Origin of the sequence: Sinobacterium norvegicum (assembly GCF_923077115.1) — a bacterium.
Taxonomy (GTDB): domain Bacteria; phylum Pseudomonadota; class Gammaproteobacteria; order Pseudomonadales; family Sinobacteriaceae; genus Sinobacterium; species Sinobacterium norvegicum.
Map to the genome: position 1 here is coordinate 1,248,182 of NZ_CAKLPX010000001.1, position 25,894 is coordinate 1,274,075.

Genomic DNA, 25,894 nt, shown 5'->3' on the forward strand with positions numbered 1-25,894 from the left:
TTCTAACCATTAGCTCGACGCCTCTGGCGAACGAAGATGATGACTCAATAGTGAATTAAAAAGCCTGCGACTGAACGGTTGAGTCATCGTCGTAGCGAGCGCGGGATAAGGCCTGCTTAAGATTGCACCGCTCCCGTTAGAGCACGATAAATATATCGTCCCCTGTTATTTTTAATGGGTAGGTTTTTAACGGGATCGATGCCGGTTTGCTCAGGGCGGCGCCATCGCGAATATCGAAGGCCGCTCCGTGTAAGGGGCAAAGCACCTTACACCCCTTGAGCTTGCCCTCGCTTAATCGTGCCTTGGCGTGGCTGCACATATTATCAATGGCGTACCAGCCCTCCTTGCTGTGACACAGTAAAATTTCCTGCCCATCAACGGTGACACACTGTGTTTTCCCGGCGGGGATTGAGCCTGTGCTGGCAATCAACTGCAGTTTATTATCATCCATTGTTATCCTCCTGTGATGGCTGTTCATGCTCTTTCATAAAGTTATCCAGCGTCTTATGCACTCGGCGGATTCTTGATTCCTGATAGTTACCCAGACTGACACCTTTGCTCGCGCCCTTTAACCCCAGGGTTTGCATCTGTAAATTACTGGTGTCTTCATCGTATACCGGCGCCAGCCAACCCAGCTCTTTCGCGTCGGTATAGGATTGATCAATGCCCAGCTCTATCGGCTCAGGTGGCTCTGGGTGTTCTGCATTTTCTGGCATTAACTCCATCACCATTATATCGAAAATACAGCTATCAACATCGTCGCCATTGGGTCGAAAGCGGTAGACCATGGGTATCATCACGCCGGGAAAAAAGAACATGTTGGGGAATAAATGATATTCAATAGAGTCCAGCATCACGCTATCACTGCAATGTTCAAGATCTACGCCCAGCTCTGCGCTGATGGTCTCGCGCAGGGTTTGTGCGGCTATCTGCCTGGCGGTTTCGCCATCCTTAAGAACACGTCCCTCTATCGCCAGCGCTTCCAGCTGCTGCTGTTCTGTTAAAGGCGGTGCACGCCATTTTTCACCGGGGTAATCCGCCAGTGCCTCGGGGCTGTAATGGCCAATATTATGGATGAAGCGGCTGACATAATCGCTGAATATATCGTATTGGGCGTTAGCACCATGGGGCGAATCATGGGTTTCAAAATTATGATAAGCCTCCATAAAGGCCTCCTGCGCCACCTTCCAATTGGCGGGAAGCAACTTCTTTACATGCGTTTTAATGCGCCGCTGTTGCAGCGGAAATTGTTTGAAGTGCTCATCCATCGGGCCCAGGTAATCGGCCAGTGGCTTTGCCTTGGGGTCGATATTAATAAACACAAAACCGCCCCAGCGCTCACAACTCACTTCGGCCAAGCCGTGGCTATCGCCATTCACATGGGGAAAATCCCAGCGTCCCGGAATATTTTTAATCGAGCCGTCGAGCTGCCACGACCAACCGTGAAAGGGGCAGGTAAACCCCTGGCTATAGCCACAACCTTCCGAGGCCAGCAGCCTCGTGCCACGGTGCGTACAGCTGTTAACAAAGGCTTTGATGGTATCGTCATCGACACGCACAATAATGACTGAATAGGGGCCAATATTGTAAACGTAGTTGTCCCCCTCATCGGGGATGTGCTCTTCTCGGCAGGCCCACTGCCAGCTGTATCGCCACAGCGAATCCACCTCGCGTTGGAAAAACGCCCTCGAGGTATAACGACTGACGGGAATATCTTCATCCCCCAAAAATTGCTGGGATTGCGCCAGCAATGCCGGCGGCGGTGGGATCGCATCAGCCATTAATGTTTGCTTAATCGTAGGGCCCTGCGCTCGGGCTTCTCCAGGGCTTAGATGCTTGCTGTTGGTCATAAGCGTACTTTTGTCATCGTTGATATGGCGTTAATTTGGTGTTGACGAATGAGGTCAACGAAACGTATGATGATGCAATACAGTCACAGCTGACTGTTTTTTAGTATGTGCTTTTTTAACTGAAAAAAGCAAGCCCTGGATGATATTTCCAGGGCTAAATTTGACGGATGGTAATGACAGGGAGGGTAACGTGGGGTCACTCACCAGCGCCGAGCAAATTGCTCATCGACAAGCTATTTTAGACACACTTTACACCCATAGCCGCGGGCTCGATCGCGTTGATGCCGAGCTGATCAAGAGCACTTACTGGCCTGAGGCGGTGGTCGACTACGGCGCCTATAAAGGCGCGGCCTACCCGTTCGCTGAACTAATTGGCCCGGCACTGTCATCGCAGTATGAACTTACCCAGCACGTTCTGGGGCAGACATTAATCGACCTGCAAGGGTCTATGGCACGCACCGAAACCTATGTGCAGGCACGGCATTTATTGATTGCTGCGCAGGAGGAATTGAGTTTTTCTGGTCGCTATCTCGATACGCTGGAGTTGCGCGGTGATGAGTGGCGCATTATTCAGCGACAAGTGGTGATGGATTGGTCGCGGTGTCATGCGGTAACAGATCAGCGAGACAGCGAGGCTTTTGGTCAGCTAAGCAAGGGGCACAATACCGCAGACGATCCATCTTATCCGTTTTTTAAGGAAAACCAATGAGTACAAACACCCTTGAAAGCCTGATTGCCAAGCAGGATATTACTGAACTTATCTACAATTATATGCGCGGCCTGGACCGCTGGGACAAGGCACTGCTGCAATCCGTGTTCTTTGACGACGCCTGGTGCGAATACGGTTTTATCAATACCAGTGCCACAAAGTTTGTTGATTTCGCTCTGGCCGCCCTTAAAACGCATCAGGCCAATCAACATATGGTGGGTAATATTTTGATTGATATCGAGGGTGACGAGGCCTTTGCCGAGGTGTATTTTCGAGCCTACCACAAGGTTGAAGTCGACGGCGTATTTCAGGACATTATTATTGCCGGCCGCTATCTCGATCGCTATGAAAAGCGCAGCGGCGTGTGGAAAATGGCTTATCGATCAGAGCTGGTTGATTGGAGCCGAACCGAGCCAACCAATGATCCGTATTTTGAACAGGCACCCGATTCATTATTCGGAGCGCGCAATGATGATGCGGTTTATGACCGTGATGCACGACGAAAAAAAACCTAAACCCAGCCCGCCGATAAACTCTATCGGCAAGCTGTCACCGCCTCAACCCTCTTGCTCTCGCTGCCCAGCGTGCAGCAATGTTTCTGACTGATCACCGTGAAAGGTGGTTTGCAACAGACTGGTGGTCACACCGGCATCAATCATCAGTGTATGACCGGTAATAAAACGCGCCTCGTTACTCAACAAATACAGAATGCCGTCGGCAATATCCTCGGGCATGCAGGCCTTACCCAGTGGCGTCGCAGCCGCAATATTTTGCGTAATTTGCGCCGTGTCACCACCGGTCAATGCCGAGGTTAGCGGGGTGACAGTGGCGCCGGGGGCAACGGCATTGATACGTATACCATAGCCGCTGAGTTCGCTGGCAGCCGATTTGGTTAAGCCGACAACACCGTGCTTTGCCATGGTGTAGGTGTGTGGGCCCAAACCGCCCATGACACCGGCGGTACTGGTCACCGATACAATGGCGCCGGCGCCATGGGGCTTCATCACTCGTGCAGCATGCTTAACCCCCAGAAAAACACCCCGGGTTAGGATGGCCATAGTGCGGTCAAAGGCTTCTACGCTGGTTTCGGTAATCGAACCGATAGCGCCAATAATACCGGCGTTATTGACCATGCCAGTCAGCGGTCCCAGTTCTCTTTCGGCGCATTCGATGGCGGCAATTATATCTTGTTCGCTGGTCACATCGGTTTTGAGAAAAAGCGCAGCATCGCCTAACGACTGTGATAACGCCTGCCCCTCTTTCTCTTGCAGGTCGGCAATCAACACTTTACCGCCCTCGGCAATAATGCCACGTACTGCCGCTGCGCCAATGCCACTGGCACCACCGGTAACCACCACAGTCTGCCCCTTAAACCTATCCATTATTATCTCCTTATTATTTTTATATGTTTGGCATCATACCCCTAATATCAGGCTGAAATCTCTGTCTTTCTACTAATTGTTTGCTATTTGATAAATAGCACCCAAGAAGTTGCCTTTGCAAGTGTCAGGTTCTTTTTTATTCGCGCTCCCGATGATAATGTTATTGCGTTCACCAACTCACCCCTCTCGTTAGGATTACACTGCCATGTCTCTATTGTTCGAAGAAATTGATAGCCAGGCCTCACCGTTAGGCGAAATCAGTCTGCGCCGCCGGCGCATACCAGCTCTGGGCGACAGAGACATCTACGAGGTGAAGCTTGGCGATGAGTTTTTAATGTCGAGCATGTTTGTCGCCGCAGAAGAGGCGCTGTCGACTCTCGGGTTGGCAGCAACACAGGGCGACGAACTGAGCGTGGTTGTCGGTGGACTGGGGCTGGGTTATACCGCCGTGGCAGCACTGCAAGACCAGCGTATCAACGAACTATTAATCGTCGACGCATTGAGCACCGTCATCGAATGGCATCAGGCCGAACAGGTACCGCTGGGCAAGATTCTTAATGCCGACAGTCGCAGCCGCTATATACACGGCAGCTTCTTCGACCTGGCCACAGCACCGCTCACCGGCTTTGATCCTCACTGCGACGGCAAGAAGTTTGATGCTATTTTACTCGATATTGACCACTCGCCAACGGAGTTTTTAAACCCAGCCAATGCCGGTTTTTATTGCACTGAAAAGCTGGCAATGATGGCCGAGCAACTCAAGGCCAATGGCGTCTTTGCCATGTGGTCACAAAACCTGCCAGAGCAGAGCTTTGAGGCGCTGTTAAAAACCGTGTTTGCCAGCGTCGAATCCCACGTGGTGTCGTTTTATAACCCGTTCCAAAATCGTGAAGCCACCAACTCGGTGTATGTTTGCATCAAAGGCGATGTTTAACACAGTACATACATACCCGCTTATTCTATTTATTGATCAACATTGGACGATTAGATGCTCTCTCAAACAGTAGTCATTACCGGTGGTTCCAGTGGCATTGGTTTAGACCTGGCAAAAAACTATGCCGCCAAAGGGGCTAACATCATCTTAATGGCGCGCAACCAACAACGTCTCGATGAGGCCGTTGCCGACTGTAAAAGCCTAAGCACTCATGGCGAGCAGGTGATTCTAGGCTACAGTGTCGATATCGCCGACAGCAGCCAATTGGCTACGGTGGTTGGGCAAATACAGGCGAAGGTCAGCGCCCCGGACATTTTAATTTTAAGCGCCGGCATTGTGCAAAGCGTCGAGTTTGTCGATCAATCCGACGATGACTTTGCCGAGATTATCAACATCAATGTTATTGGCAGCCGTGCGGTGGCCAAGGCTTTTCTACCCGCCATGGTCTCACAGGGCAAGGGCAAGATTTGTTTTGTCGGCTCGCTGGGCGGCCTTATTGCCACCTACGGCTACACCGCTTACAGCGCCTCAAAGTTTGCCGTCGTCGGCATGGCCGGCGCGCTGCGTCAGGAGCTCTACCAACACGGCATTGGTGTGTCGGTACTGTGCCCGCCAGAGGTCGATACTCCGATGGTGACAAAAGAGTCCGAGCACATATTGCCGCAAACCCGTTTCGTCAAAGACATGGGCGGCCTACTCAATGTTGAGGCCGTCACCCAGGCGACAATCAAAGGTATTGATCGCAACACCTTTATCATCATCCCCGGCGTCATGGGCAAAATTTCCTATCTGCAGACACGGTTAATGCCGAGGTTTTCCGATTGGATTATGCAGCGTTTGGTCGGGTTATCGACACGCTTTGTTAAGTAGTTTTTATGCTCTTTTAAAGGAGACCCCATGTCCCGTTTAAACCATAAGATTGTTTTGGTCACCGGCGCTGCCCGTGGCATCGGCCAGGCCATTGCCGAACTGTTTTGCCAAGAGGGCGCCGTGGTCATCCTCAGCGATATTAATGATGAACTCGGTAAAAATGTTACCGCCGCCATCACTGGGCAGGCGGAATATCAGCATTTAGATGTGTCGAAGGCAGAGCATTGGGCCCGCGTCAGCGACCATATAAAGCAGACCTATGGCCGTCTCGATGTGCTGGTTAACAATGCTGGTATTACAGGGTTTTTAGAGGCAACCGGTCCCCATGACCCCGAGAACCTCGACATGGAAAGCTGGCATCAGGTTCACCGGGTCAATACCGATGGCACAGCCCTGGGCTGCAAAACGGCCATCGCACTGATGAAAAAATCCACCGCCGCCAGCATCGTCAATCTATCGTCCCGCTCCGGCATCGTCGGTATTCCCGGCGCCGCGGCCTATGCCGCCAGCAAGGCCGCCATCAGAAACCACAGCAAGACGGTGGCGCTGTACTGTGCCGAACAGGGCTACCCTATACGCTGCAATTCGATCCATCCCGGCGCTATTTTGACCCCGATGTGGGATGCCATGCTGGGCGAGGGCGAGGCCAGAGAACAGGCTATTAAGGGCATCGCCCGCGACGTGCCACTCAACACCATGGGCGAACCTATTGATGTGGCTTATGCGGCGCTGTATCTGGCCTCTGACGAGTCTAAATATGTCACCGGCATCGAACTCAACATCGATGGCGGCATCTTAGCCGGCAGCGCAGCGCCACCATCGCAGTCGTAGCCCTCGCCGCGTTTGCTAGGGCTGGTAAAGCGCCCTGCTAAATAGTCTACAATACCTCCCTTCTTGATCAAGGCGACCTCATTATCTGCTATGAATAAACTGTTTGTCATTGGCCTGCCCCGCACAGGCACCACCAGCATCAGCGTCGCACTATTAGACTATGATTTTAGCGTGGCTCATACCGCTTTTACCAAGCGTGCTTTTGAGCTTGCCGATGTGGTCTCCGATGCCCCGTGTTTTAGCGACTATCGACAACTCGACGGGCTTTTTCCCGGCTCCAGGTTTGTCTATTTACGGCGTGATATTACCCTATGGCTTCCCTCAATAAGAAGGCTGCTAAAGAAAATGGCAGACAATATCCAGCCCAAAACCGGTTCGTTTAACCCGGTCTTAAAACGCAGTTTCTACCAGACTTTTGGCAGTCTAGATGACGCCGATGCATTTTCTGACGCCCACCTCAGTCAGTGTTATAGTGATCACCAAGCGCAGGTGTTAGCCTATTTCGACGGCCGCGACGACTTACTGCAGCTCGATATTAGTGACGCCAACAGCTTGCCAACACTGCTGGATTTTATCGGTATAGAGCATCAGACAGGCAAGTCTTTGCCGCATGTAAACCGAGGCAATGTGGTCGATCACTGGAAGGAGACCAAGCACCCCAACAAGGTCAACCCCCTTAGCGCCGGCGTCGATCACCGTCAATTTTTCGACTATTGATAGCATCCAGACAATCATGCTGAACCAGCAAAAATCTATACACGCCAAACTTACCGCTTGGCGTAAAATGGTAAGTATGACATTTCAAACCAGCGTACTATGGCTCCACGTTATCGCATTAACCAACGAGTAAAAACGACACGGCAGCCTTTCTACGGAACAGCTTACCGACGTCAAACCATTTTTTGAAACGAGGAATCAATGATGAAGACACTACTCTCAACAGCCGTTCTAGCCGCAATTTTTTCCGCCAACGCATTGGCCGCTCCGACTATTGTCACCGAGGATAACTATCCTCAGGCCTACACCAATATGCGCCTGGGCGCCGTTTTAGAAAAAACCGGTGGCGTTAATCAGTTCTTCGCCATGCCCAACCCCAGCAGCGTTCCCGCCGAACAGTTTGTGGTACGAATGAACAGGGACACCGCCTACTCTGTCTCGGTCATCGATATGTCCAGCGGCGATGTCACCGTCACGGTGCCGAAAACCGACGAGTACGTCACTATTCAAGTTGTCGATGAGAACCATGAGACCCAGCCGATGATTTATGGCTCGGGCGAGCACAAACTGACCGCCAAGACCGATCACGCCTTTGTCATCGTGCGCACCCTCGATAAGCAGGTGCGCGAAGGTCTGGTGATCGAGGCTGGCAGCGCCAAGCCATTTACCGTCAAAGAGTGGGACATGGCCTCTTTCCACGCGGTCGACAAGGCCGGCAACATCGATTTCAGCAATGGCTACGATCAATCCAAGGCCTTTGGCAATACTGAGAGCGGTCAAACTCCCTACATGAATTACGTCGGTGCAGCCGGTGGTTGGGGTGGCGCCATGGTTGAAGATAACATCTATCAAACCAGCCAGTATTTCCCCGCCGACAGCTGTTATGAAACCACCTTTGTCGACCCCGGTGCAGAATTTTTCTGGTCGGCGACGGTTTACAATGCCGATGGCCGCATGTTCAACGACACCGCTAATATCTCCAGCGCAATGGACCCTGTTGCCAACGCCGATGGCAGCTATACCATTCGCTTCGGTTGCGACGGCCAGGCCAACAACATCCCCGTCGCCGAGGGCAATACCACCGGTAAGTTCAACGTGCTGATGCGTCACTACGGCCCGGGCGAGCAGGTATCAAACGATGCCGACGGTTACAACGCCACAAAGCTTATCCACAAGGTGAAGTAAACGCGTCTAAGCCGAACCACGCTGCGCCCGCCTGGGCTCAGCGTTTTTTTTGCCTCAAAAACTCTAAAAAAGCCCCTTCCTTCAATACCTGCAACACTCTCCTTACACAAAGCCACGCAGTCAGCCATTGCCCGCAACCTCAAAAAGCGCAGCGCCAGGAGCGGGCTGTGGCTGACACAGTGGTGTGTGAAGTGTTCGCCACGCGGCATATTGGGTATACAACGCCATTATGGTACTTTGAACCTATACCGCATAAATCTTTGCCACAGGAGCGCTCGTGAGCACTGCCGCCGAAACACCACAGTCGATTGTTGCTACCGTCACCGAATTGCAGGAGACTGCCGTGGCGCTGTGTATTAACGGTGTCTGTCAGGCGGTAATGATGGCCACGCCGGGGCAACTCGACGCCTTTGCCATCGGCTTCTTTATCAGCGAGGGAGTGATTACCGATGCCGGTGATATTTTATCGGTCGACAGCCAGCAGCAGCCCCAGGGCTGGCAGGTCGACGTTACCGTATTAGCCGCCTGTGAACATCAGCTCAAGGCGAGAAAACGCGTGATGGCCGGCCCCAGTGGCTGCGGCCTCTGCGGTATCGATTCGCTGCAGGCGGCGATGGACACCCAGGGTTTGGTTAACGCGGCTAGCCCAGTCCTAGCACCCCGTTTGTCGACCATCGAGCACGCCAGCCAATCACTCAATAGCCTGCAGAAACAGCATCAACACGGCCGTGGCCACCACAGTGCGGCGATGTTTAATGCCGCCGGCGAGGCTGTCGCGATCAGTGAAGACGTAGGCCGTCACTCCGCCCTCGATAAATTAATCGGTCAATTAACCCTGGCCAAACAGCCCCTCGATAACGGCTTTGCCATCGTCACCAGCCGCTGTAGCCACGATTTAGTGATCAAAAGCCTTCGTGCTGGGCTTCGCTGCCTGGTTACCCTGGCACCGCCCACCGATTTAGCCGTGCAGTCGGCCACCCAACTCGGCCTACTGTTGTTTTGTTATCAACAGGCGGAGCTCAAACGCTTCGCCTAGCCATTTATTAAAGCTCCTAATTAACCGCCCTGGATAGAGACATCACGATGAGCCAAGACCACGACGACAACCTTCCTTATACCAATGCCGCCGGTGGTTGGGATGCGCTGAAGAGCTCGGCCAAACATCTGATTCAAAGCGAGGATGCCGCCAAGGGTGTCAAGACACTGCTCAAGGCCAACCAACCCGGTGGCTTCGACTGCCCCGGCTGCGCCTGGGGTGAAACACCGACAGCGGGCAAGATTGATTTTTGTGAAAACGGCGTCAAGGCCATTGCCTGGGAGGTGACCAGCAAGCGCGCCGATGCCGCCTTTTTTGCCCAGCACAGCCTGAGCGAGCTGCGCACATGGAGCGACTACGCGCTGGAGAAAAGCGGCCGATTGTGTGAACCGATGTGGTATGACGGCGTCGATGATTACTATCGCCCCATCAGCTGGCAGCAGGCCTTCGACAAAATCGCCACTGAACTCAACGCCCTCGACAGTGCCAACGAGGCGCTGTTTTACACCTCTGGCCGCGCCAGTAACGAGGTCGCCTATCTGTACCAGTTGTTTGGCCGCGCCTTCGGCACCAATAACTTTCCCGATTGCTCAAACATGTGTCACGAGGCCTCCGGTGTCGGCCTCGGCCAGAGTATCGGAACCGGCAAGGGCACTGTTACCATGGATGACTTTGATCGGGCCGAGGCAATTTTTGTCTTCGGCCAAAACCCCGGCACCAATCACCCCAGAATGCTGGCCACCCTGCGCAAGGCGTCGAAACGCGGTGCCCAAGTCGTCGCCATTAACAATTTAAAAGAACGCGGTTTGCAGCGTTTTTCCGACCCCCAGAGCGCCAAGGAATTACTCATTGGCAGCAGCACTGCCATCAGCCAACACTATATTACTCCCCGGCTTGGCGGCGATATGGCGCTGCTGCGCGGCATGGCCAAATACCTGCTGGCCAATGACAGCCCCGAGCAACCGCTGCTCGATCACGATTTTATCGCTCAGCACTGCAATGGTTTTGCCGCCTATCAAGCCGCGGTTAACGCGACGGGCTGGCAGAAAATCACCGAGCAGAGCGGTGTCGAACAGGCCGAGATTGAAAAGCTGGCGGCGATTTATGGTAACAGTCAACGCACGATATTCACCTGGGCCATGGGTATTACCCAGCACCGCCACTCTGTCGCCACCATCCGCGAACTGGTTAATCTGCTGCTGATGAAGGGTAATATTGGCAAGGCCGGTGCCGGCGCCTGCCCAGTGCGCGGCCACTCCAATGTGCAGGGCAACCGCACCGTTGGCATCAACGAGCGACCACCGGCGGCGCTGCTCGACGCCTTACAACAGCGCTATGACTTCAGCGTCCCGCGTGAGGATGGCCTCAATACCGTCGAGTCTATTCAGGCCATGCTCGATAAAACCGCCACCGTCTTCATCGGCCTCGGCGGTAACTTTGCCGCCGCCACCCCCGACACCGCCGTCACCCATCGGGCACTGGGCAGCTGCCGATTAAGCAGCCATATCAGTACCAAGCTCAATCGCAGCCATGTCGTCACTGGCCAGCAGGCATTGATTCTGCCCTGCCTCGGACGCACCGAGATTGACCGCCAGAGCAGTGGCGAACAGATGATTACCGTCGAGGATTCGATGAGTATGGTTCACAGCTCCCAGGGCAGCAATGAACCGGCAACGGCGCAGCTGCGCTCAGAAACCGCCATTATTGCCGGCATTGCACAGGCGACACTCGGTCAATCTGTGTCGGGTATTGATTGGCTGTCGATGGCCGATGACTACCAGCGTATTCGCGATGAGATCGCTGCCGTACTGCCCGGCTTCGAAGATTTCAATCAGCGCATTCACAGTGAACGTGGCTTTCACCTGACGAACAGTGCCGCTCAACGGCAGTGGCGCACGAAGACGAGCAGCGCCAATTTCAGCGACAGCAAACTACCCGATGAATTGATTCACGAGCGTAAACAACACTGCGGCAAGACCACTTTCACCCTGCAAACACTGCGTTCACATGATCAATATAACACCACAATTTACGGTATGAACGACCGTTATCGCGGCGTGCAAGGCGAGCGACGCGTGCTATTTATGAACGTCAAAGACATCAAAAAAGAAGGCCTCAAAGATGGCGACTGGATAGACATTACCACCGTCAATCAACCCGGCGACGACACCCTGCGACAGGTGCATCGTTTTAAGGTGGTCGAGTTTCAAATCCCCAAGGGTTGTCTGGCCGCCTATTATCCCGAGACCAATCCACTGGTGCCGCTTGGCAGCACCGCCGATGGCTGCGGCACCCCCACCTATAAATCTATTGCTGTGCAGCTGACCCCAACCGCGGCAGAATAAGCAGACCACGGCAAAATCTATAGCCCCACAACACGGACACGTCATGCGGTATACTGTCTATTTTTTGGGAGGGTCCGATGCCGATTGAATTCAGCCTTGGCATTATCGCTTTTATCACCTCTGTCATTGCCGGTGTTGTCGGCTTTGGCGGCGGTATGCTGTTGATTGCAATTCTACCGATCTTCCTAAGCCCCAGTATTATCATTCCCATCCACGGCGCAACCCAGCTGGCCAGCAACGCTTCCCGCATGGCGTTTTCCCTCAGCGATGTGAAATGGGCGCTACTGCCCAAGTTCTTGGCCGGTTCTCTTATCGGTACCCTGCTGTTTGGTCTACTGCTGGTCAATATGCCCGTCGATACTGTGCCGCTGGCCATCGGTATCTATATTCTGCTGAATTTATGGAGTCCGCGCTTTGGCCGCTTTATCAGCCACTATGAGAGCTACTACCTGATCGGCCTGCTGCAAACCGGCCTCAGCTTAGTCGTCGGCGCCACGGGGCCGCTGTCGCTTAGCGTGCTAACAAAACAACTAAACTGCAAGAATGAAATCATCGCCACCAGTTCGATGTTTATGTCAATCAGCCACCTGGTGAAGATTCCTGTGTTCGGCCTCATCGGTTTCTCACTGTTCGATCACAGCTATTTATTGGCCATGATGATTCTCGGTTCTGTCGCCGGCTCGTTTGTCGGCACCCAGCTGCGTCGCGCCGCCGATAACCAGCGTCTTATCACTATTATTAAGCTACTACTGACGGCCATGGCAATCAAAATGATTGTCGCCGTTGTACTCTTTTAAGCCGTGATGAGAGACTTGCCTTGCGTATCCCAGCGGCGTAGCATGGGGCTATGACTATCTACGCACCCTTCATCCTGTGGGAACATTTCACCTCCACCTCCGCCGCCTGGCAAGACATCGGCAGCGGTGACGACCCCGACACTCCCGTTTAGCATACCCTGACTTTTTTATTTTTCGTTAACCACGACTCGGGATTATTATGTTCGGATTAAAAGCGACGCCTGTCGAACAGGAACACACAGATAGCTACTACGCAGCCACAGCTAACAACACCACACAATACCCACCGCTAAACGGCGACGTTAGTGTCGACATCGCCGTCGTCGGCGGTGGCTTCAGCGGCGTTAACACCGCATTAGAACTGGCCGAGAAAGGCTATACCGTGGCATTGATCGAGGCCAAACGTATTGGCTGGGGGGCCACCGGTCGCAATGGCGGCCAGATTATTGGCGGCATCGGTCACAGCCACGACCGCTTCAAGAAAGCCATTGGTGACGAGGGGATTCGCGCACTCTATGACATGGGCAATGAGTGCTGCGAAATCATCCGCGAGCGGGTGGCCAAATACAATATCGACTGCGACCTGACCTGGGGCTATGCCGATGTGGCGCTCAAACCTCGCCACATGCGCGAATTTGAAGCCACTGCCGAATACCATCAAAAAATGGGCTACCCCTATGACTTAACCCTGCTCGATAAGGCCGAGCTGAATCAACAGGTGGTCGGCTCCGAGCGCTATATTGGCGGCCTGATCAACCGGCAGGGCTATGGTCATGTACACCCGCTCAATCTCTGCCTCGGTGAAGCACGGGCGCTGGCCTCACTCGGTGGTCTGATCTATGAACAGAGCCCGGTCACACGGGTTGTTGAGGGCGACCAACCCGAGGTTCACACCGAACACGGTCGGGTCAAAGCCAAGCATGTGGTGCTCTGCGGCAACGCCTATATGGGCGAGTTAAAACCTGCACTGTCGAAGAAAGTGTTGCCATCTAACAGCTGTGTCATTACCACCGAGCCCCTCGGTGATCTCGCCGACACACTGATGCCAGGCAATGTTGCCTGCTGTGACCCAAGAACCGCCCTGGACTATTTTCGCCTCACCGCCGACGGTAGATTGTTGTTTGGTGGCTTATCAAACTATACCGGACTGGAACCCAGCAATATCGAAGCCACCCTGCGTAAGAATATGCTGGCGGTCTTCCCCCAGTTAGCCGACAAGCGTATCGACTACAGCTGGTCTGGCCAAATGGGTATCGGCATTAACCGGTTGCCGCAATTGGGCAGGCTCGAGGGCAATGTCTATTACATTCAGGCGTTTTCCGGTCACGGTGTGGCGCCGACTCACCTCACTGCCCGGGTCACCGCCGAGCTGATCGACGGCCAGGCCTCACGTCACGATGTCTTTGCCAAGGTCAATCACATGACCTGGCCCGGCGGCAAGCTGCTGCGCCGCCCGGCAATGGCCGTCGGCATGCTGTGGTTTAAAATGCTGGATTTACTGTAGGGAGGCAACTCTGTATTCCGCAGAAACACACGCAGCGGCTAATGAACTTCCCCTCTGATATGACCGACACAGAGGGGGTTCTTACTTGAGCGACAGGCCATAAAGTGACAAAGATAAAAATGTTTTCGGTGAATATATTTAATCGCCCGCCAGCCACTTTATATGACCGACAGCATATTTTAAAAATATCATCGGCCTAGATGGGGATATCCGATATCTCTTTCACCTTTCTCACCACTAACTTAGACGAGTAGGTTTTAATAGGAATCTCTTTATACGTCTCCAAGAAGTGATAGATATAATCGGTATAGGCGTTTACATCCGAGAACTTGACTATTAGGACAAAATCACAGTCACCGGACAACAGGTAGCAGCCCATTACCTCGGGTTGCTGCTGCACAATTTTCTGCATTCGTACATCGACATCAAAGGTGTCTATATCAAGCTGTATGGTAATCATCGCTGTCACCTGCACACCGAGCTTTTTCTCATCCAGCAGTAAATTCTTGCCGAGTATCACCTTGTCGGCTTCCATTTTTTTTATCCGCCGATGACAGCTCGCCGTCGACATGCCCACTGCCTCACCCAATGCTTCCAAACCCTGAGAACAATTTTTCTGCAGCTCTCTTAGAATTTTTAAGTCAGCCTCATCTGTCATTTTTCAAATACCGTATCGATAAGAAAAATATTCATCATCTCCCCTAAGAATTAGATAAATAATATCAAAATAGGAAAGTACAATATCAACGATTAAAGGGACTTAAAAGCAGAATACTGATGATTAATGCCAAGCCAACCTGGAATGATGATATTTTACCGTTTTTCACCGAGCCATTCTGGCTACCGAAGAACGAAAGAGCCTCCATTGTAGAGCGGTGGCATGGCTGTATGGTCAACTATGGTCTAGACCTGTTGCACTACGCAGACGTGAAGCAGCAATCGGTCACTATCTACAACCATCTTGCCTCTAAAAGCATGCCGCTAACCTCCGACGAGCGTCAATTCTGGCCTATCGATGCACTGGAGACATTTCGCCACTGGGTGAACCAAGGCTGTCGCTACGACCAAGCGTCCGCCTTTGACCACAACGATAGAATTGCCACTCCCAGCAGTTATCAACCGCATCTATTAGTCCGCAAAGACATCAACAGCCTCAGCGACATCGAGCTTAATCGCTATCGTGCGGCTCTCGATGACATTATGCAGGTCGCCAACGCCTCCCCCGACAGCCCCTGGCAACGGTTTGGCTATATCCATACAAACTGGTGCCTGCATTACCAAGAGGCCTTTGCCTTTTGGCACCGCGGTTACCTGATGCAGCTTGAGCAGCAAATTGGCATGGCTATTCCATACTGGGACTGGATGGCCATCGACGCCAGTGTCGACGGCAGCGACCAAGCTGGCCTGCCATTAGCCTTCTTAGAAGAAACCTATCAGCACCCGACCAGTGGCGAGACTCGCCCCAACCCACTGCGCTTTGCCGCCGCCAAAGATGGCTGTTCAAAAGCCTGCAGCGGTGACAACCATGCCGACGACATCGACTGCGCCGTGGTCCAGCGAAATCCGCTGTTTTATACCCGGGGCAAGCAACAGCAGGCCGAGCGACAGGCACTGTTCTCGATGGTAAAAATCTTTCAACAACAGGTTGTCGATGCTCTCAAGTTCGAGAATTTCAGTACCCCACAGGGGGTTGGCCACCCCTGGGCCAATATCCCCAATTTTACCCCGCCACAACCCGACCAGGACTACCGTTACCGCGATATTAACTTCGATGGACTCTACGAACAGCCCCATGATAACTACCATGGTTGGGTTGGCGGCGATATGGCCGACAACGCCTATACCGCCTTTGACCCTATTTTTTACTCCTTCCACGCTAACATTGATCGCATGTTAGAAGTGTGGCTGCGCAATCATCCACAGGCCCAATTCAGTGCCGGCGTTGCTCTTCGCCCGTTCAGTGGTGCCACTGCAGACAGCCTTGAGTTCTCCACTCCTGATCTTTGGCGTTATACCAGTATTGGCCAATTGGCACAGGACTGCCGCCGCATTGGTTACGACTTTGGGCCACCTGTTGCCGCTCAGTTTGGCGATGTCTCCATGCCCCAGCAAGGTATTTTAAGACAGAGCCATGAACCCGCATTATCACCGAAAGAAACCGCGTGGATAGCCTTCGATCATGTCCGCTGTACCCATGACAGTTATGTCATCGATGTTTTTATCAATCAGCCCAGCCCCTGCGCAGAGGATTGCACCACCGATAACCCGCACTTTGTCGGCCGCTTTAGCAGAATAGGCATGGGCATGGTCGATCAAAACAACCGCTGTATTACTCAGGGTGTCAGCCGCTACCTTAATGCCAGTAATACCGTCGCAGCACTGGGCCTATCGGAAAATAGCACCACAGTGCTAAGCACCCGTGTCAGCCATCTCGAGAGTGGCCAGCCGGTCAGTGACGACGAACAACAATCGCTGCCCGGCTTTGCCCCTGTTCTGGTCTGGGGAAGCCCACAGGCAACCACTGTTTCCAGTCAACCAACACCGTCGTGCTGCGCCACCGCCTAAGACACTCAAACACGAGAAATATTATGGATAATACTTTCACTCAATTCACCACCCCCGCCGAGCAAGGCCCCAAGGATTTTCGCCAACTGGGTATGATGGATCAGCTACCACAATTTGAACAGCGCTGGAGTCATTATGTTGACGGCTGGACACAGTCTTCTATTATTGGCGACCCGTGGTCTGGCCTCAATGACGCCCCTCGGTCAAATTATTTTAATCCACTGACAGAAGGCTTTGGGGCCGCTGGCGGCGATGCCGTTATCACCTGGATACCGTTTCCCAATCGACTGATCACCTTTTTTACCTGGGACGGTGCCGAGAATAATCCACAGCTGAAACGCAAGTTGACCACCGATGAGGTGATGGCCATGGCCGACACCAATGTGATGGTAGCCAATGGCATTGATTACCATATGTACTGCCCCGATGAGCCAGAAAAAACCTTGGTCATACCGGGTACCCGCTGCCCCTCGATTGATTGGAGCCAAAATTGGGTGCCCTTTTCGCCTCAGGGGCCAAGGGGCTGGCTGGATGAATACTGTGAGTGGTCTATCACTCGCAACAGTGATCACAAAATGATGAGCATTATGTTCACCTGCGAAAACCCCGCCTACTACCTCGCGCTTTGGCGTGTTAACCCAAAGGCGGTACTGGGTCTGTATCAACAATATATTGACCCCGCCTGTCAGTTAGAAGACCTGTATCTGCGCTACTCCGTCGACCAACCCACCGGAAAAAAAGGCGAGTCTGTCATCGACCCCACCACCGGCAACCCCGCCTACGACCCCACCAACAAATGGAATAACAGCACTGTCAGAGTGGCTGGGCAATGCGGCGGCGCCATGCACCTCACCTCACCACCTAACACCCTCAGCGCCGAAATCTATCTGGCTGCCGCTGCCACTATCCAGCGGCCACTGGCCAGCAGCGCCAACCCTCAGTCACTCATATGCTGCGCTCAATACGGACAAAACTACCGTAACTCTGACCCCCATATCGGCTTCTCTGCCAATACCGCTGCGGCCAACGCGCGCATTTCTCTCACCAACCCGGTTGGCCTCTATTTACAACAACCGCAAAACTTTCAACATTGGCAGGCCCCCAACGGTGAAGATGTTAGCCAGTTTTGGACAGTCACCCGAGGCACCGCTGGCACAGGCCCCAAAGGCTCAGATCAAATCTTGCATGCCGTCTTCGAGGTGCCTGAGAGTGCAGGTTTCACCATCGAGGATATAACAATTAACGGTCAACCGATCCGTTTTGCCGGCGAGATTGCCAATCAAATGCATGTGGCATTATCGGTTAATACCAAGACACCTCAGGGCGCACAACCAGTCCTACCCTGTGTCAGCAGCCGCACAACAGGTCTACAGCCATGGCCGGTACAATTTTTGCCAGAGTCATTGTTTTACGGTCAATCGGTGAGCGATTTACCAGGCTTACTCAATAGCAAATGCGATAATCGTTTCGTACTGATTGTCCAGGGCGCTGATAAGACCACAACAAAAGACAATGCTCGGGTACAATTCAACAACCCTAACGTAAGCGCTAAAGTTGTCGACTTTTTACCCCATGCGTCTGCAGTACCGGGTCAAACCAACGGCGGCGGCACCCAGGCCTATATTCTCGATGTCAACGTCTCGGCTGCTGCCACTGCCAGTACTGTGGGTGTCAGAGCACTGAACCCCGGCGAGGACGATAACCCCAGTGATAGCGATCATCCCTGGGAATATGGCCTGGCCATTATCGAGCAATAACAAACACAGCAGGGCCAGGCCCTGCTTTTTTATAGCAAGGATGCGCATGAAAAATAATATTAATCGCAGCTTGGGCATACTGGTCATGATAATGTTCGGCTACTCAATGCCGGCTAATAGCACTGACTGTGCCTCAATGCTGATTACTGACCCAACCAGCAACCAATTCTTAACCAGTAATAATATTTTTACCCCGTCTGATCAGGACACGATGAATTGTTATGCCTGGCAGATGTTTATCAGTTTGAACTGGCCTGTCGACAGCCGGTGGCCAGTTAACAGTGAAGCTGCAGGCGAGCCTGACCGTACACATACCATCGCCAGCTGGGGCGTTCCCGATGCCAGCACCGGCTTGGCATCCACGCCGACCGTTTGGGAGAGCTTTAAAGTCACCAGTGACATTTTCTTAGCGAAGGCAAAAAAACCCACGCCCTGGGGTGTGATTGCCGGCGACAACAGTGGTTGCACGCCACTCAACGGGAGCGCTTCGATAACGAACAAGACGGTTAAACACCTTGTTTTATCCAGTAAGAATTCAGCCCCGCATCACCGCGCTCCGCGACACCACAACACTTCTAATGCATCCGTGTCTGACGAGATCATGCAGGCTACCGGCGGCTGGCTAACCGATCAATCATCCAACTTAGTGTATTATGAGCGCTCAGTCGGCAAGGCAGAGTTCGATTATATTATGCAGAATCAGCTGTATAATGCCGACAAACAATACGCCTTAGCCACTAATGCCTTAGGCAACAACCCCAGCGGGTTTATTCTTCCCGAGGGTGAACTCTATCGAGGTAATGACCCGGGGAAGATTCAACAGCAAGAAGATTTGGGCAGTTTTGAATTAAAGGCTGCATGGCGTATTCTCACCGGTCAAAAAACACTATACCCGCGCTACCTGACGACACTGGCTTACCTCACTGACCCAGAAACAAAAAAATGCAGCGAGCAAATAATCGGCTTGGTCGGGCTTCATATTATTCACAAAACCCCCTCCTTTCCTGACTTTGTGTGGACCACCTTCGAGCATATCGACAATGTACCCGACGCCAACCAACCAACACCGGCCAAGGGCTATGCCTTTAACAACCCGCATTGTGACAACAGGCAATGCCCACCGAATAAAGCTCGGATCAGCTGCCAAGGCAGCCAGTGTAACCCCCTGTTTCCGATGACGATACCGGTGCAGGTCACCCGCGAGCAGCCAGCCACCCCAGCCATCCAACAACTTAACAGCGACGTGCAGTCGATGATCCGTCAAAAAACCGGCGGCAAGTCGGTCTTTCAATATTACCAGTTCATCAATGTGCTTTGGGATGCCAGCCCCAATATTAATAGCAGTAATTCTGGCCCCGCAGCCACCATACCGATTCGTTTTGGCACCTTTACTTCCCAGTCGGCACTGACCGTAGCTAATACCACCTTGGAAACCTATGCCCAACAGGACAGCTGTAACGACTGCCATCAAAATGCCACCATTGCTGGCAGCAATACCATACCGGCGAACTTTTCATTTATCTTTGATGACGCCAGTTCTCCCCGCTCACCCTAGAATCAATAACTAAAAAAACAACCATAACGACAGCCTAGAGAAGACATTATGAATAAAATATTTCGACTAACACTACTGCTTTGCTGCTTTCTTGGCACACAAAACGCTATCTCTCACCATCATCACAGCGGCGACGATACCCCAGGGTCTCTGGCTGATGTGCCAGGCAACCATGGCATGTTCATGGTCGGAGATAAAAGTTTATTTCTGCTGCATATGCCGATGTTCACCAATGAAAAGCATATGTATCAGGTCATCCTAAAGGCGGAATTATCACCCGAGATGATGTCTTATTATCGGCAGTTACGGGCTGAAAATCCCAGCAAAGCCTACAACTTAATCAATGTCGATAATGACAAATTCACCCTGCCCGATTTAAAGTCGGGACAGGTGACGTCCTTTAAGGCCACACTTTTTGATGGCTACAGCAATGATGGTGGCGGTACCCCTGGCAAGATTTTAAAAAACAATATTGCGGTTAAAGTCAGCAAGGTGGTCGTTTTTAGACATTTTAACTTTTCCATCGACCGTCCAGCCGCACTCAACTTCATCATTTTTGGCGAGGGTGATGAAATGCACTTGAGCCACTACATCGCTCGCGATCCAGACTTTCAGCAGATTATCACCTTGAGTACCGACATTGACTGGTTATCAGAGGCGCAAATTGAATCCGGTGTCGAACTCAGCTTTGCAGAACTGCCCTCTATGCCAACGCCATGCCGTTCACCGTTGATGAACAAAACCTACACCGTGCAATTTCAAGGCAACCCCGATATTGGTCGCTCGCTGGATCTGACTGACAGCAAACAAATTTGGTTCTCTACTGGCAATTTGCTCAATGCTAAAGACCCCTGTGTCACGGATAGCAAAGGTTAATCATTCAGGATCACAATAAAGCAATACCGCAATATAAAAAAATAATAAATATAATCAACCATTCTACCTCGGAGATACACATGCTGTTAACACGGCCGACGATTTTTTCCTGTCTGATTGCACTGGTAAGCCTCAGCCCACTCAGTCATGCTGATCAGGTTCAATCGACACACAAATCAGACTCTACCTTCCAGTATCAACTACCGGCGAATATTAACGACTTCCCTAATGACCCGCAAAAGCAGGCGGCGATGTTGGCGGAGTGGGACCAAAATATTAATGCCTTTACCCAGCAAGGTATTGCCGGTAACCCATGGATCAATATCAATGATTACCCCCGGGATAACTATGTTGACCCGCGCTCTATTCAGAAAGACGAGAAAATGGTCATCCATCCTATTACTTGGACAGCCTTTCCTAACCGAGTTGAATGGTATTTTAACACCAGTCAAAACAACCCCTATCAGATTCCCAAAGAACTATTATTTCCGCTGGTTGATGAAGGTCGATTAAACCCGAAGAACCCGGCACTCAAACAGTGGATACAGTACAATGATGCTGACCAGCAAGGACAACCTCTGGCGAAAAAATTAAAACAATTATTGAAAAAACACCCCGCACTAAACAGTAAAGACCTCAGCAGCTTTGCACCGCTACCCGTCCCCACCGACATCTGCCCTGTTGTTAACTGGAACCAGCCCGCTGACCAGTGGCAAACAGGCGACCAACAGAACAACTTTGGTCCTGTTGGTCCACGTGGTTGGAAAGACGAATATAACGAGTGGGTTGTCAGCCGCAATGAGAAAGGGCAAATCACCAAGATTAGCTTTACCGCTGAAAACCCCGAATATTGGTTTACCCTCTGGCGGGTTTCTCCCAACAAGGTGCTTGATCTCTACCGAAAGCTGGTTCATAAAAATGTGCAATTAGAAGACTTATACCTGAAAAATAAAAAGGGTAAATTTGTCAAAGACTATCGCGGTGCCTATGCATACAACCCTCTTAACAAGTGGAATTACGGCAACAATGCCGATAATAAGGGCGGTGGCGCAGCCCACTTAACCAGCCCTCCTAATACTGTCGGAGCCGAAATATATCTTGGCGCTGCGGCGACCATAATCCGTCAGCTGCCCGACAGCGAATACAGCCCGCAGACGAATAATTGCGCCTCACTTTACGGCTCATCCTTCAGAAACAGCGACCCCAATATTGGTATGCAAGTCAACCAGGTGGTCAAAAACCTGGGGGTGCCATTAACCCTGACCAACCCCGTATCACTCTATATGCAGCGCCCTGACTTTAGTCACTACACAACGCCAGATGGCACGCCTGCAGCGGAATTCTTTACCATCGTCCGTGGTCAAACCTCGGACCAAACCGGCCGTAACTACGATGAAATTCTGCATGCCACCTTCGAAGTGCCCGCAGAGAAAGGCTATACCGTCAGCGACATTACCATTGCCGGCAGCCAGATTTGGTGGGGGGCACAGATCGCCGAAACCTTTAATCAGGCGCTGTCAGGCACTGCCTACCTTGATCGCAAACTCCCCAACAATGCTCGGTACAACCCTGTCATCGATAATACCGCCATTAACCCCTGGCCACAGCCGCTGGTAAAAATGGCCATATTTGAGGCGGTTAATGAACAACCCAAAATCAGCTCTGCCACCATCCCATTGCTTCCCCCAGCCGTGCCAGCTGGGACACTGCTAACCGATATGGCTCTTGAGTGCATCGATGGCAAGGAGAAGGCTACCATCGAATATATCCGCCCCGATGGCAGTGTCGAGACCGGGATAACCGTCAACATCAAAAAAACCACATCGATGGGCAGCGGCGAAGTCACCGGTAAACACGGCATTTTCAACAGCATGGTTTATGTCCTCGATATCAATATCGACAAAAACGTCAAAGCTGGCCAATACGGTATTCGTGTGACCAATGAGGGCGCACCGATACAGATAGCCACACCGGCAAACCTCACCATTACGAACAGCCAATAGGAGTCAGCGACAATGAAAACCAGCACGACATATCAATCAAAAACAACTGCCATTATACGCTCTACGGCTGCACTGATTCTCACCACAGCCACAGCACTACTCACCGCCAATGTCAGTGCGACAGAAGCCAGTTGGCCATGCCTTAACCCGCCGACGATGAGTAGTACCGTACCTGGCGATACCGCCGTCAGCGATCAGGCTGGGGTTAACTGTTTTGCCTGGCAGCAATTTATTGCCATGAACTGGAACACCCAGAAACCAAAAACCGCCGCGGCCTTCGGCGAGCCGGGCGATTATGCGCCGGTTGAGTTTGAAACCTATATCAGCGTCAGTGAATTTCTTAAAAAAGATGGCAGCAAGCCGCCCCCATGGAATGAGCGCGCCTTTGCCGAATATGATAAAGAGGAGGATATTCGTAAAATGTACGGCACCTCAAAGGTTAACGTTGATTTCGATCCCAACAGCGACCTCGCCGAAGCCTTTCCGGTGGATAAAACCAAGGCATGGCTGGCCGATAAGAATGGCAACCTGGTCTGGTATGAGGTGCTGGTCAACGAGGATGAGTACAATTACTTTTATGACAATAAATTCTACGACTCCACCGAACAATACAAAGCCGCTAAAGCAGGACGACATATTAATCTGCCCAAAGGTGACTTAGGCAACAAAACCGGCGCCATGGAATTTAAGGCTGCCTGGCTGACGGTAACCAACCCTGAGGATAAAAAGTGGCGACGTTATAAGATGACCAAGGCGAATATTTGCTCGGGCCAGACACAATGTAAAACCCAGCACTTTGCCCTTGTCGGTTTGCATATTATTCACAAAACCACCGCGCAGGCGAGTTGGATTTGGACCACCTTTGAGCATCAGGATAATTCGCCCGATATGACAGCGGTAGAGAAAGGGCCAGTCGGTGATGGCTACACCTTTTATACCGACAATTGCCAGCAGCAACTTATTTCTCCAGCCTGCGTCAATGGCAACATTGACCAACAGACCCGTTGTGATGTCAATCAACCGCCAGCCTATGGATTATCCTTTGTCGATGGTCAATTAGCCGGTCAGTGTCGACCCTATGGCATCCAAGTTGCCCGCCAATTCCCCCTGCCCAATACTAACGAAAACCCTGTGGTCGCCATCAATAAAATGGCTCATAAAATGATTACCCAGGCCAACAGTGATTCTGTTTATCAATACTATAACCTGGTCAATGTGCTATGGAATGACTCCCCTGTGGATGAAAACAAGGGGGATACGGTGCCGGTTGACAGCCTATCACAGACAGGGTTCAGACCGAATGCCGACGCCTTTCCTGTGGCTAACACTGTCTTAGAAACCTATATCCAATCGGCAACCTGTGTCTCCTGCCACTCCGCGGCCACCATTAACACCCCAGAGGGTGTCAATGGCCCCGATTTTGCCAGCGACTACAGTTTCATCTTTAGCATGGCTCACCCCGCCAGCCAGTAGAGCAGTGCTGCCTCAAACATGCGCCAGCCTCGGGGTTCTCCGCCCCATTGGCGTATTGTTTGTGTGGGCGTGGCGCCACTCCCTATTAAATTTTGAAGTTAAGTGAGCTGCAGCTAAACTTAGCGTCTCATCAACACAGCCAATCTTCCTATGACAAATCGTTCCCTATTTTTCTTTCTTATCCTATTCAGCACCTCTGCATCAGCCGGCAACATGCCCAAGGGTAACGCCGGTGTCATTCCCTATGCCTGTCAAAATGGCCAGGCTTTGGTGTTATTAGCCTATGACCCCTACTACAAACGAAAAGGCTGGGGTGCCTTTGGTGGCGGCAATAAATTTGGTGAGACCATCGACGAAACCGCCAGTCGAGAGTTCAACGAGGAGACCAACTGCGCCTTTGAAAAACTACATTTGAGCAGCCAGCCATACAGTGTATCCGCCAATTACTATACCTTTCTTGCTCCCGTGTCTTACCAGCCAGTGTTTGCCATCTCGGCTAATCAAGGCGACTGCAGCAATGTTGAACGCCACAGCTGGCTGTGGCTGCAGCACAGCGATTTAGTCCACGCACTGGATAACAACACCGATATCCACGTTGCCAACAACCTCGGTTACGATGCCTCGATCCACCTATGGTCTGGCGCCAGGCGCTCATTGACTCAGGCGCTTAAAGATGGGGTGCTGCAGCGACAGTTGGATTGCCAGGGTTCAAAATGAGGACAACAGCAGGCTTGTCGCCATCGCCCCCGTCTGATCCAATAAACAATCATTGACACCCAACACCCGACGAGAACACATCATGAGTAGAAAAACTGTTACCTTCGAATACGAGAAAGAAACCAAGAACAGTGTCCGCTACAAGGAGGTGCCCGAAGAAGGCAGTGCGCCTATTGTCGGTTCGCTGTATGTACAGAAGTGGTTTGCCGGCAGCAGCAAGACGCTTGCAGTGACGATAGAGAAGCAGTGAGCCTCTGTTCACTCATCCAACACAAAGGAATAATCATGAGTAATACCAACCCAGATAACGGCGAATCCCACTACGAATACGCAGGGTTTTGGATCAGAGCCGGCGCCTCGGTAATCGATTCGATCATCATCGTATTGTTCACCGTGCCGATTATTTATGCTGTCTATGGTGAGTCCTATTTTTATTCTCAAGATCATGTGCAAGGCGCATCCGACATTATCATCACGTATATACTGCCCTTTATTGCCACTATTTTATTTTGGAAATACAAATCGGCGACACCGGGAAAGATGGCGATTAAAGTGAAAATCGTCGATGCCAAAACAGGCAACCCACCGTCGACATCACAATCAATTATTCGCTATTTGGGCTACTACGTCTCGATGATTCCACTGTTTTTGGGTTTCTTCTGGGTGATTTGGGACAGCAAGAAACAGGGATGGCACGACAAGATGGCCGGCACCGTGGTTATTCGTCCAAAGAACAAAGGCGTAGAAACGGTGAATTTTTCTGAACAATAGGGTGAGCAGACTATTGT

24 protein-coding genes are annotated in these 25,894 nt (G+C 51.9%); 20 read left to right on the forward strand and 4 right to left on the reverse strand.

Features of this window, described 5'->3' with window-relative positions:
• Nucleotides 1-136: 136 nt before the first annotated feature.
• Together L9P87_RS05505 and L9P87_RS05510 are read right to left on the reverse strand one after the other, a co-directional pair.
• Entirely contained in the window at nucleotides 137-451 is a 315-nt protein-coding gene (locus tag L9P87_RS05505) for a Rieske (2Fe-2S) protein (protein WP_237443671.1), read from the reverse strand.
• Nucleotides 444-1,781, reverse strand: a complete 1,338-nt coding sequence (locus L9P87_RS05510; protein WP_237443672.1) for an aromatic ring-hydroxylating oxygenase subunit alpha — start codon at nucleotides 1,779-1,781, stop codon at nucleotides 444-446. The genes L9P87_RS05505 and L9P87_RS05510 overlap by 8 nt, the downstream gene beginning before the upstream one ends.
• Nucleotides 1,782-2,010: 229 nt before the next feature.
• Here L9P87_RS05510 and L9P87_RS05515 point away from each other — a divergent pair, with 229 nt between their 5' ends.
• Complete coding sequence (locus L9P87_RS05515; protein ID WP_237443673.1) at nucleotides 2,011-2,559, forward strand: nuclear transport factor 2 family protein; 549 nt, start codon at nucleotides 2,011-2,013, stop codon at nucleotides 2,557-2,559.
• The gene (locus L9P87_RS05520) at nucleotides 2,556-3,074 is read left to right on the forward strand and encodes a nuclear transport factor 2 family protein (protein WP_237443674.1); all 519 of its coding nucleotides are present in this window, start codon (nucleotides 2,556-2,558) and stop codon (nucleotides 3,072-3,074) included. Before L9P87_RS05515 ends, L9P87_RS05520 begins: the two co-directional genes overlap by 4 nt.
• Nucleotides 3,075-3,116: 42 nt before the next feature.
• On the opposite strand, the gene L9P87_RS05525 is transcribed toward L9P87_RS05520, so the two are convergent.
• A complete protein-coding gene (locus tag L9P87_RS05525; protein ID WP_237443675.1) occupies nucleotides 3,117-3,941 on the reverse strand; it encodes an SDR family oxidoreductase in 825 nt (274 codons plus the stop codon).
• A 205-nt stretch (nucleotides 3,942-4,146) separates the two neighbouring features.
• Here L9P87_RS05525 and L9P87_RS05530 point away from each other — a divergent pair, with 205 nt between their 5' ends.
• The 9 genes from L9P87_RS05530 (at nucleotide 4,147) to L9P87_RS05570 (ending at nucleotide 14,160) form a co-directional block, all read left to right on the forward strand.
• Nucleotides 4,147-4,875 carry a spermidine synthase gene (locus L9P87_RS05530; RefSeq protein ID WP_237443676.1) on the forward strand — a complete coding sequence of 243 codons (729 nt, stop codon included), beginning with the start codon at nucleotides 4,147-4,149 and terminating at the stop codon, nucleotides 4,873-4,875.
• 54 nt (nucleotides 4,876-4,929) lie between these two features.
• Complete coding sequence (locus tag L9P87_RS05535; protein WP_237443677.1) at nucleotides 4,930-5,745, forward strand: SDR family NAD(P)-dependent oxidoreductase; 816 nt, start codon at nucleotides 4,930-4,932, stop codon at nucleotides 5,743-5,745.
• Between the two features lie 27 nt (nucleotides 5,746-5,772).
• Entirely contained in the window at nucleotides 5,773-6,576 is an 804-nt protein-coding gene (locus tag L9P87_RS05540; RefSeq protein ID WP_237443678.1) for an SDR family oxidoreductase, read from the forward strand.
• 90 nt (nucleotides 6,577-6,666) lie between these two features.
• Entirely contained in the window at nucleotides 6,667-7,293 is a 627-nt protein-coding gene (locus tag L9P87_RS05545) for a sulfotransferase (protein ID WP_237443679.1), read from the forward strand.
• Nucleotides 7,294-7,497: 204 nt separating this feature from the next.
• Entirely contained in the window at nucleotides 7,498-8,478 is a 981-nt protein-coding gene (locus L9P87_RS05550; RefSeq protein ID WP_237443680.1) for a DUF1254 domain-containing protein, read from the forward strand.
• Between the two features lie 277 nt (nucleotides 8,479-8,755).
• Entirely contained in the window at nucleotides 8,756-9,514 is a 759-nt protein-coding gene (gene fdhD, locus L9P87_RS05555) for a formate dehydrogenase accessory sulfurtransferase FdhD (protein ID WP_237443681.1), read from the forward strand.
• Between the two features lie 47 nt (nucleotides 9,515-9,561).
• A complete protein-coding gene (locus tag L9P87_RS05560) occupies nucleotides 9,562-11,859 on the forward strand; it encodes an FdhF/YdeP family oxidoreductase (RefSeq protein ID WP_237443682.1) in 2,298 nt (765 codons plus the stop codon).
• Nucleotides 11,860-11,936: 77 nt separating this feature from the next.
• Nucleotides 11,937-12,656, forward strand: a complete 720-nt coding sequence (locus tag L9P87_RS05565) for a sulfite exporter TauE/SafE family protein (RefSeq protein WP_237443683.1) — start codon at nucleotides 11,937-11,939, stop codon at nucleotides 12,654-12,656.
• A gap of 199 nt (nucleotides 12,657-12,855) precedes the next feature.
• Nucleotides 12,856-14,160: an NAD(P)/FAD-dependent oxidoreductase gene (locus L9P87_RS05570; RefSeq protein WP_237443684.1), complete on the forward strand. Its 1,305-nt coding sequence runs from the start codon at nucleotides 12,856-12,858 to the stop codon at nucleotides 14,158-14,160.
• A gap of 196 nt (nucleotides 14,161-14,356) precedes the next feature.
• Here the strand turns inward: L9P87_RS05570 and L9P87_RS05575 are convergent, their stop codons facing one another.
• Nucleotides 14,357-14,818, reverse strand: coding sequence for an Lrp/AsnC family transcriptional regulator (locus tag L9P87_RS05575; protein WP_237443685.1), 462 nt, complete (start codon nucleotides 14,816-14,818; stop codon nucleotides 14,357-14,359).
• Between the two features lie 119 nt (nucleotides 14,819-14,937).
• Between L9P87_RS05575 and L9P87_RS05580 the strand changes: the two genes are divergently transcribed.
• The 9 genes from L9P87_RS05580 to L9P87_RS05620 all read left to right on the forward strand — a co-directional run bounded on the left by L9P87_RS05580 (nucleotide 14,938) and on the right by L9P87_RS05620 (nucleotide 25,877).
• Entirely contained in the window at nucleotides 14,938-16,725 is a 1,788-nt protein-coding gene (locus L9P87_RS05580) for a tyrosinase family protein (protein ID WP_237443686.1), read from the forward strand.
• A gap of 23 nt (nucleotides 16,726-16,748) precedes the next feature.
• Nucleotides 16,749-18,482 carry a DUF8225 domain-containing protein gene (locus L9P87_RS05585; protein WP_237443687.1) on the forward strand — a complete coding sequence of 578 codons (1,734 nt, stop codon included), beginning with the start codon at nucleotides 16,749-16,751 and terminating at the stop codon, nucleotides 18,480-18,482.
• A gap of 46 nt (nucleotides 18,483-18,528) precedes the next feature.
• Nucleotides 18,529-20,037 (forward strand): hypothetical protein, encoded by a 1,509-nt coding sequence (locus L9P87_RS05590; RefSeq protein WP_237443688.1) that lies wholly within the window; start codon nucleotides 18,529-18,531, stop codon nucleotides 20,035-20,037.
• Nucleotides 20,038-20,085: 48 nt separating this feature from the next.
• Complete coding sequence (locus L9P87_RS05595; protein WP_237443689.1) at nucleotides 20,086-20,913, forward strand: hypothetical protein; 828 nt, start codon at nucleotides 20,086-20,088, stop codon at nucleotides 20,911-20,913.
• Nucleotides 20,914-20,993: 80 nt separating this feature from the next.
• Complete coding sequence (locus L9P87_RS05600; RefSeq protein ID WP_237443690.1) at nucleotides 20,994-22,916, forward strand: DUF8225 domain-containing protein; 1,923 nt, start codon at nucleotides 20,994-20,996, stop codon at nucleotides 22,914-22,916.
• A 12-nt stretch (nucleotides 22,917-22,928) separates the two neighbouring features.
• On the forward strand, nucleotides 22,929-24,389 hold the full coding sequence (locus tag L9P87_RS05605; RefSeq protein WP_237443691.1) for a hypothetical protein: 1,461 nt from the start codon (nucleotides 22,929-22,931) through the stop codon (nucleotides 24,387-24,389).
• Nucleotides 24,390-24,539: 150 nt separating this feature from the next.
• Nucleotides 24,540-25,106, forward strand: a complete 567-nt coding sequence (locus L9P87_RS05610) for an NUDIX hydrolase (RefSeq protein WP_237443692.1) — start codon at nucleotides 24,540-24,542, stop codon at nucleotides 25,104-25,106.
• A gap of 82 nt (nucleotides 25,107-25,188) precedes the next feature.
• Nucleotides 25,189-25,356, forward strand: a complete 168-nt coding sequence (locus tag L9P87_RS05615) for a hypothetical protein (RefSeq protein ID WP_237443693.1) — start codon at nucleotides 25,189-25,191, stop codon at nucleotides 25,354-25,356.
• A gap of 35 nt (nucleotides 25,357-25,391) precedes the next feature.
• Nucleotides 25,392-25,877, forward strand: a complete 486-nt coding sequence (locus tag L9P87_RS05620) for an RDD family protein (RefSeq protein ID WP_237443694.1) — start codon at nucleotides 25,392-25,394, stop codon at nucleotides 25,875-25,877.
• The last annotated feature ends 17 nt before the right edge of the window (nucleotides 25,878-25,894 follow it).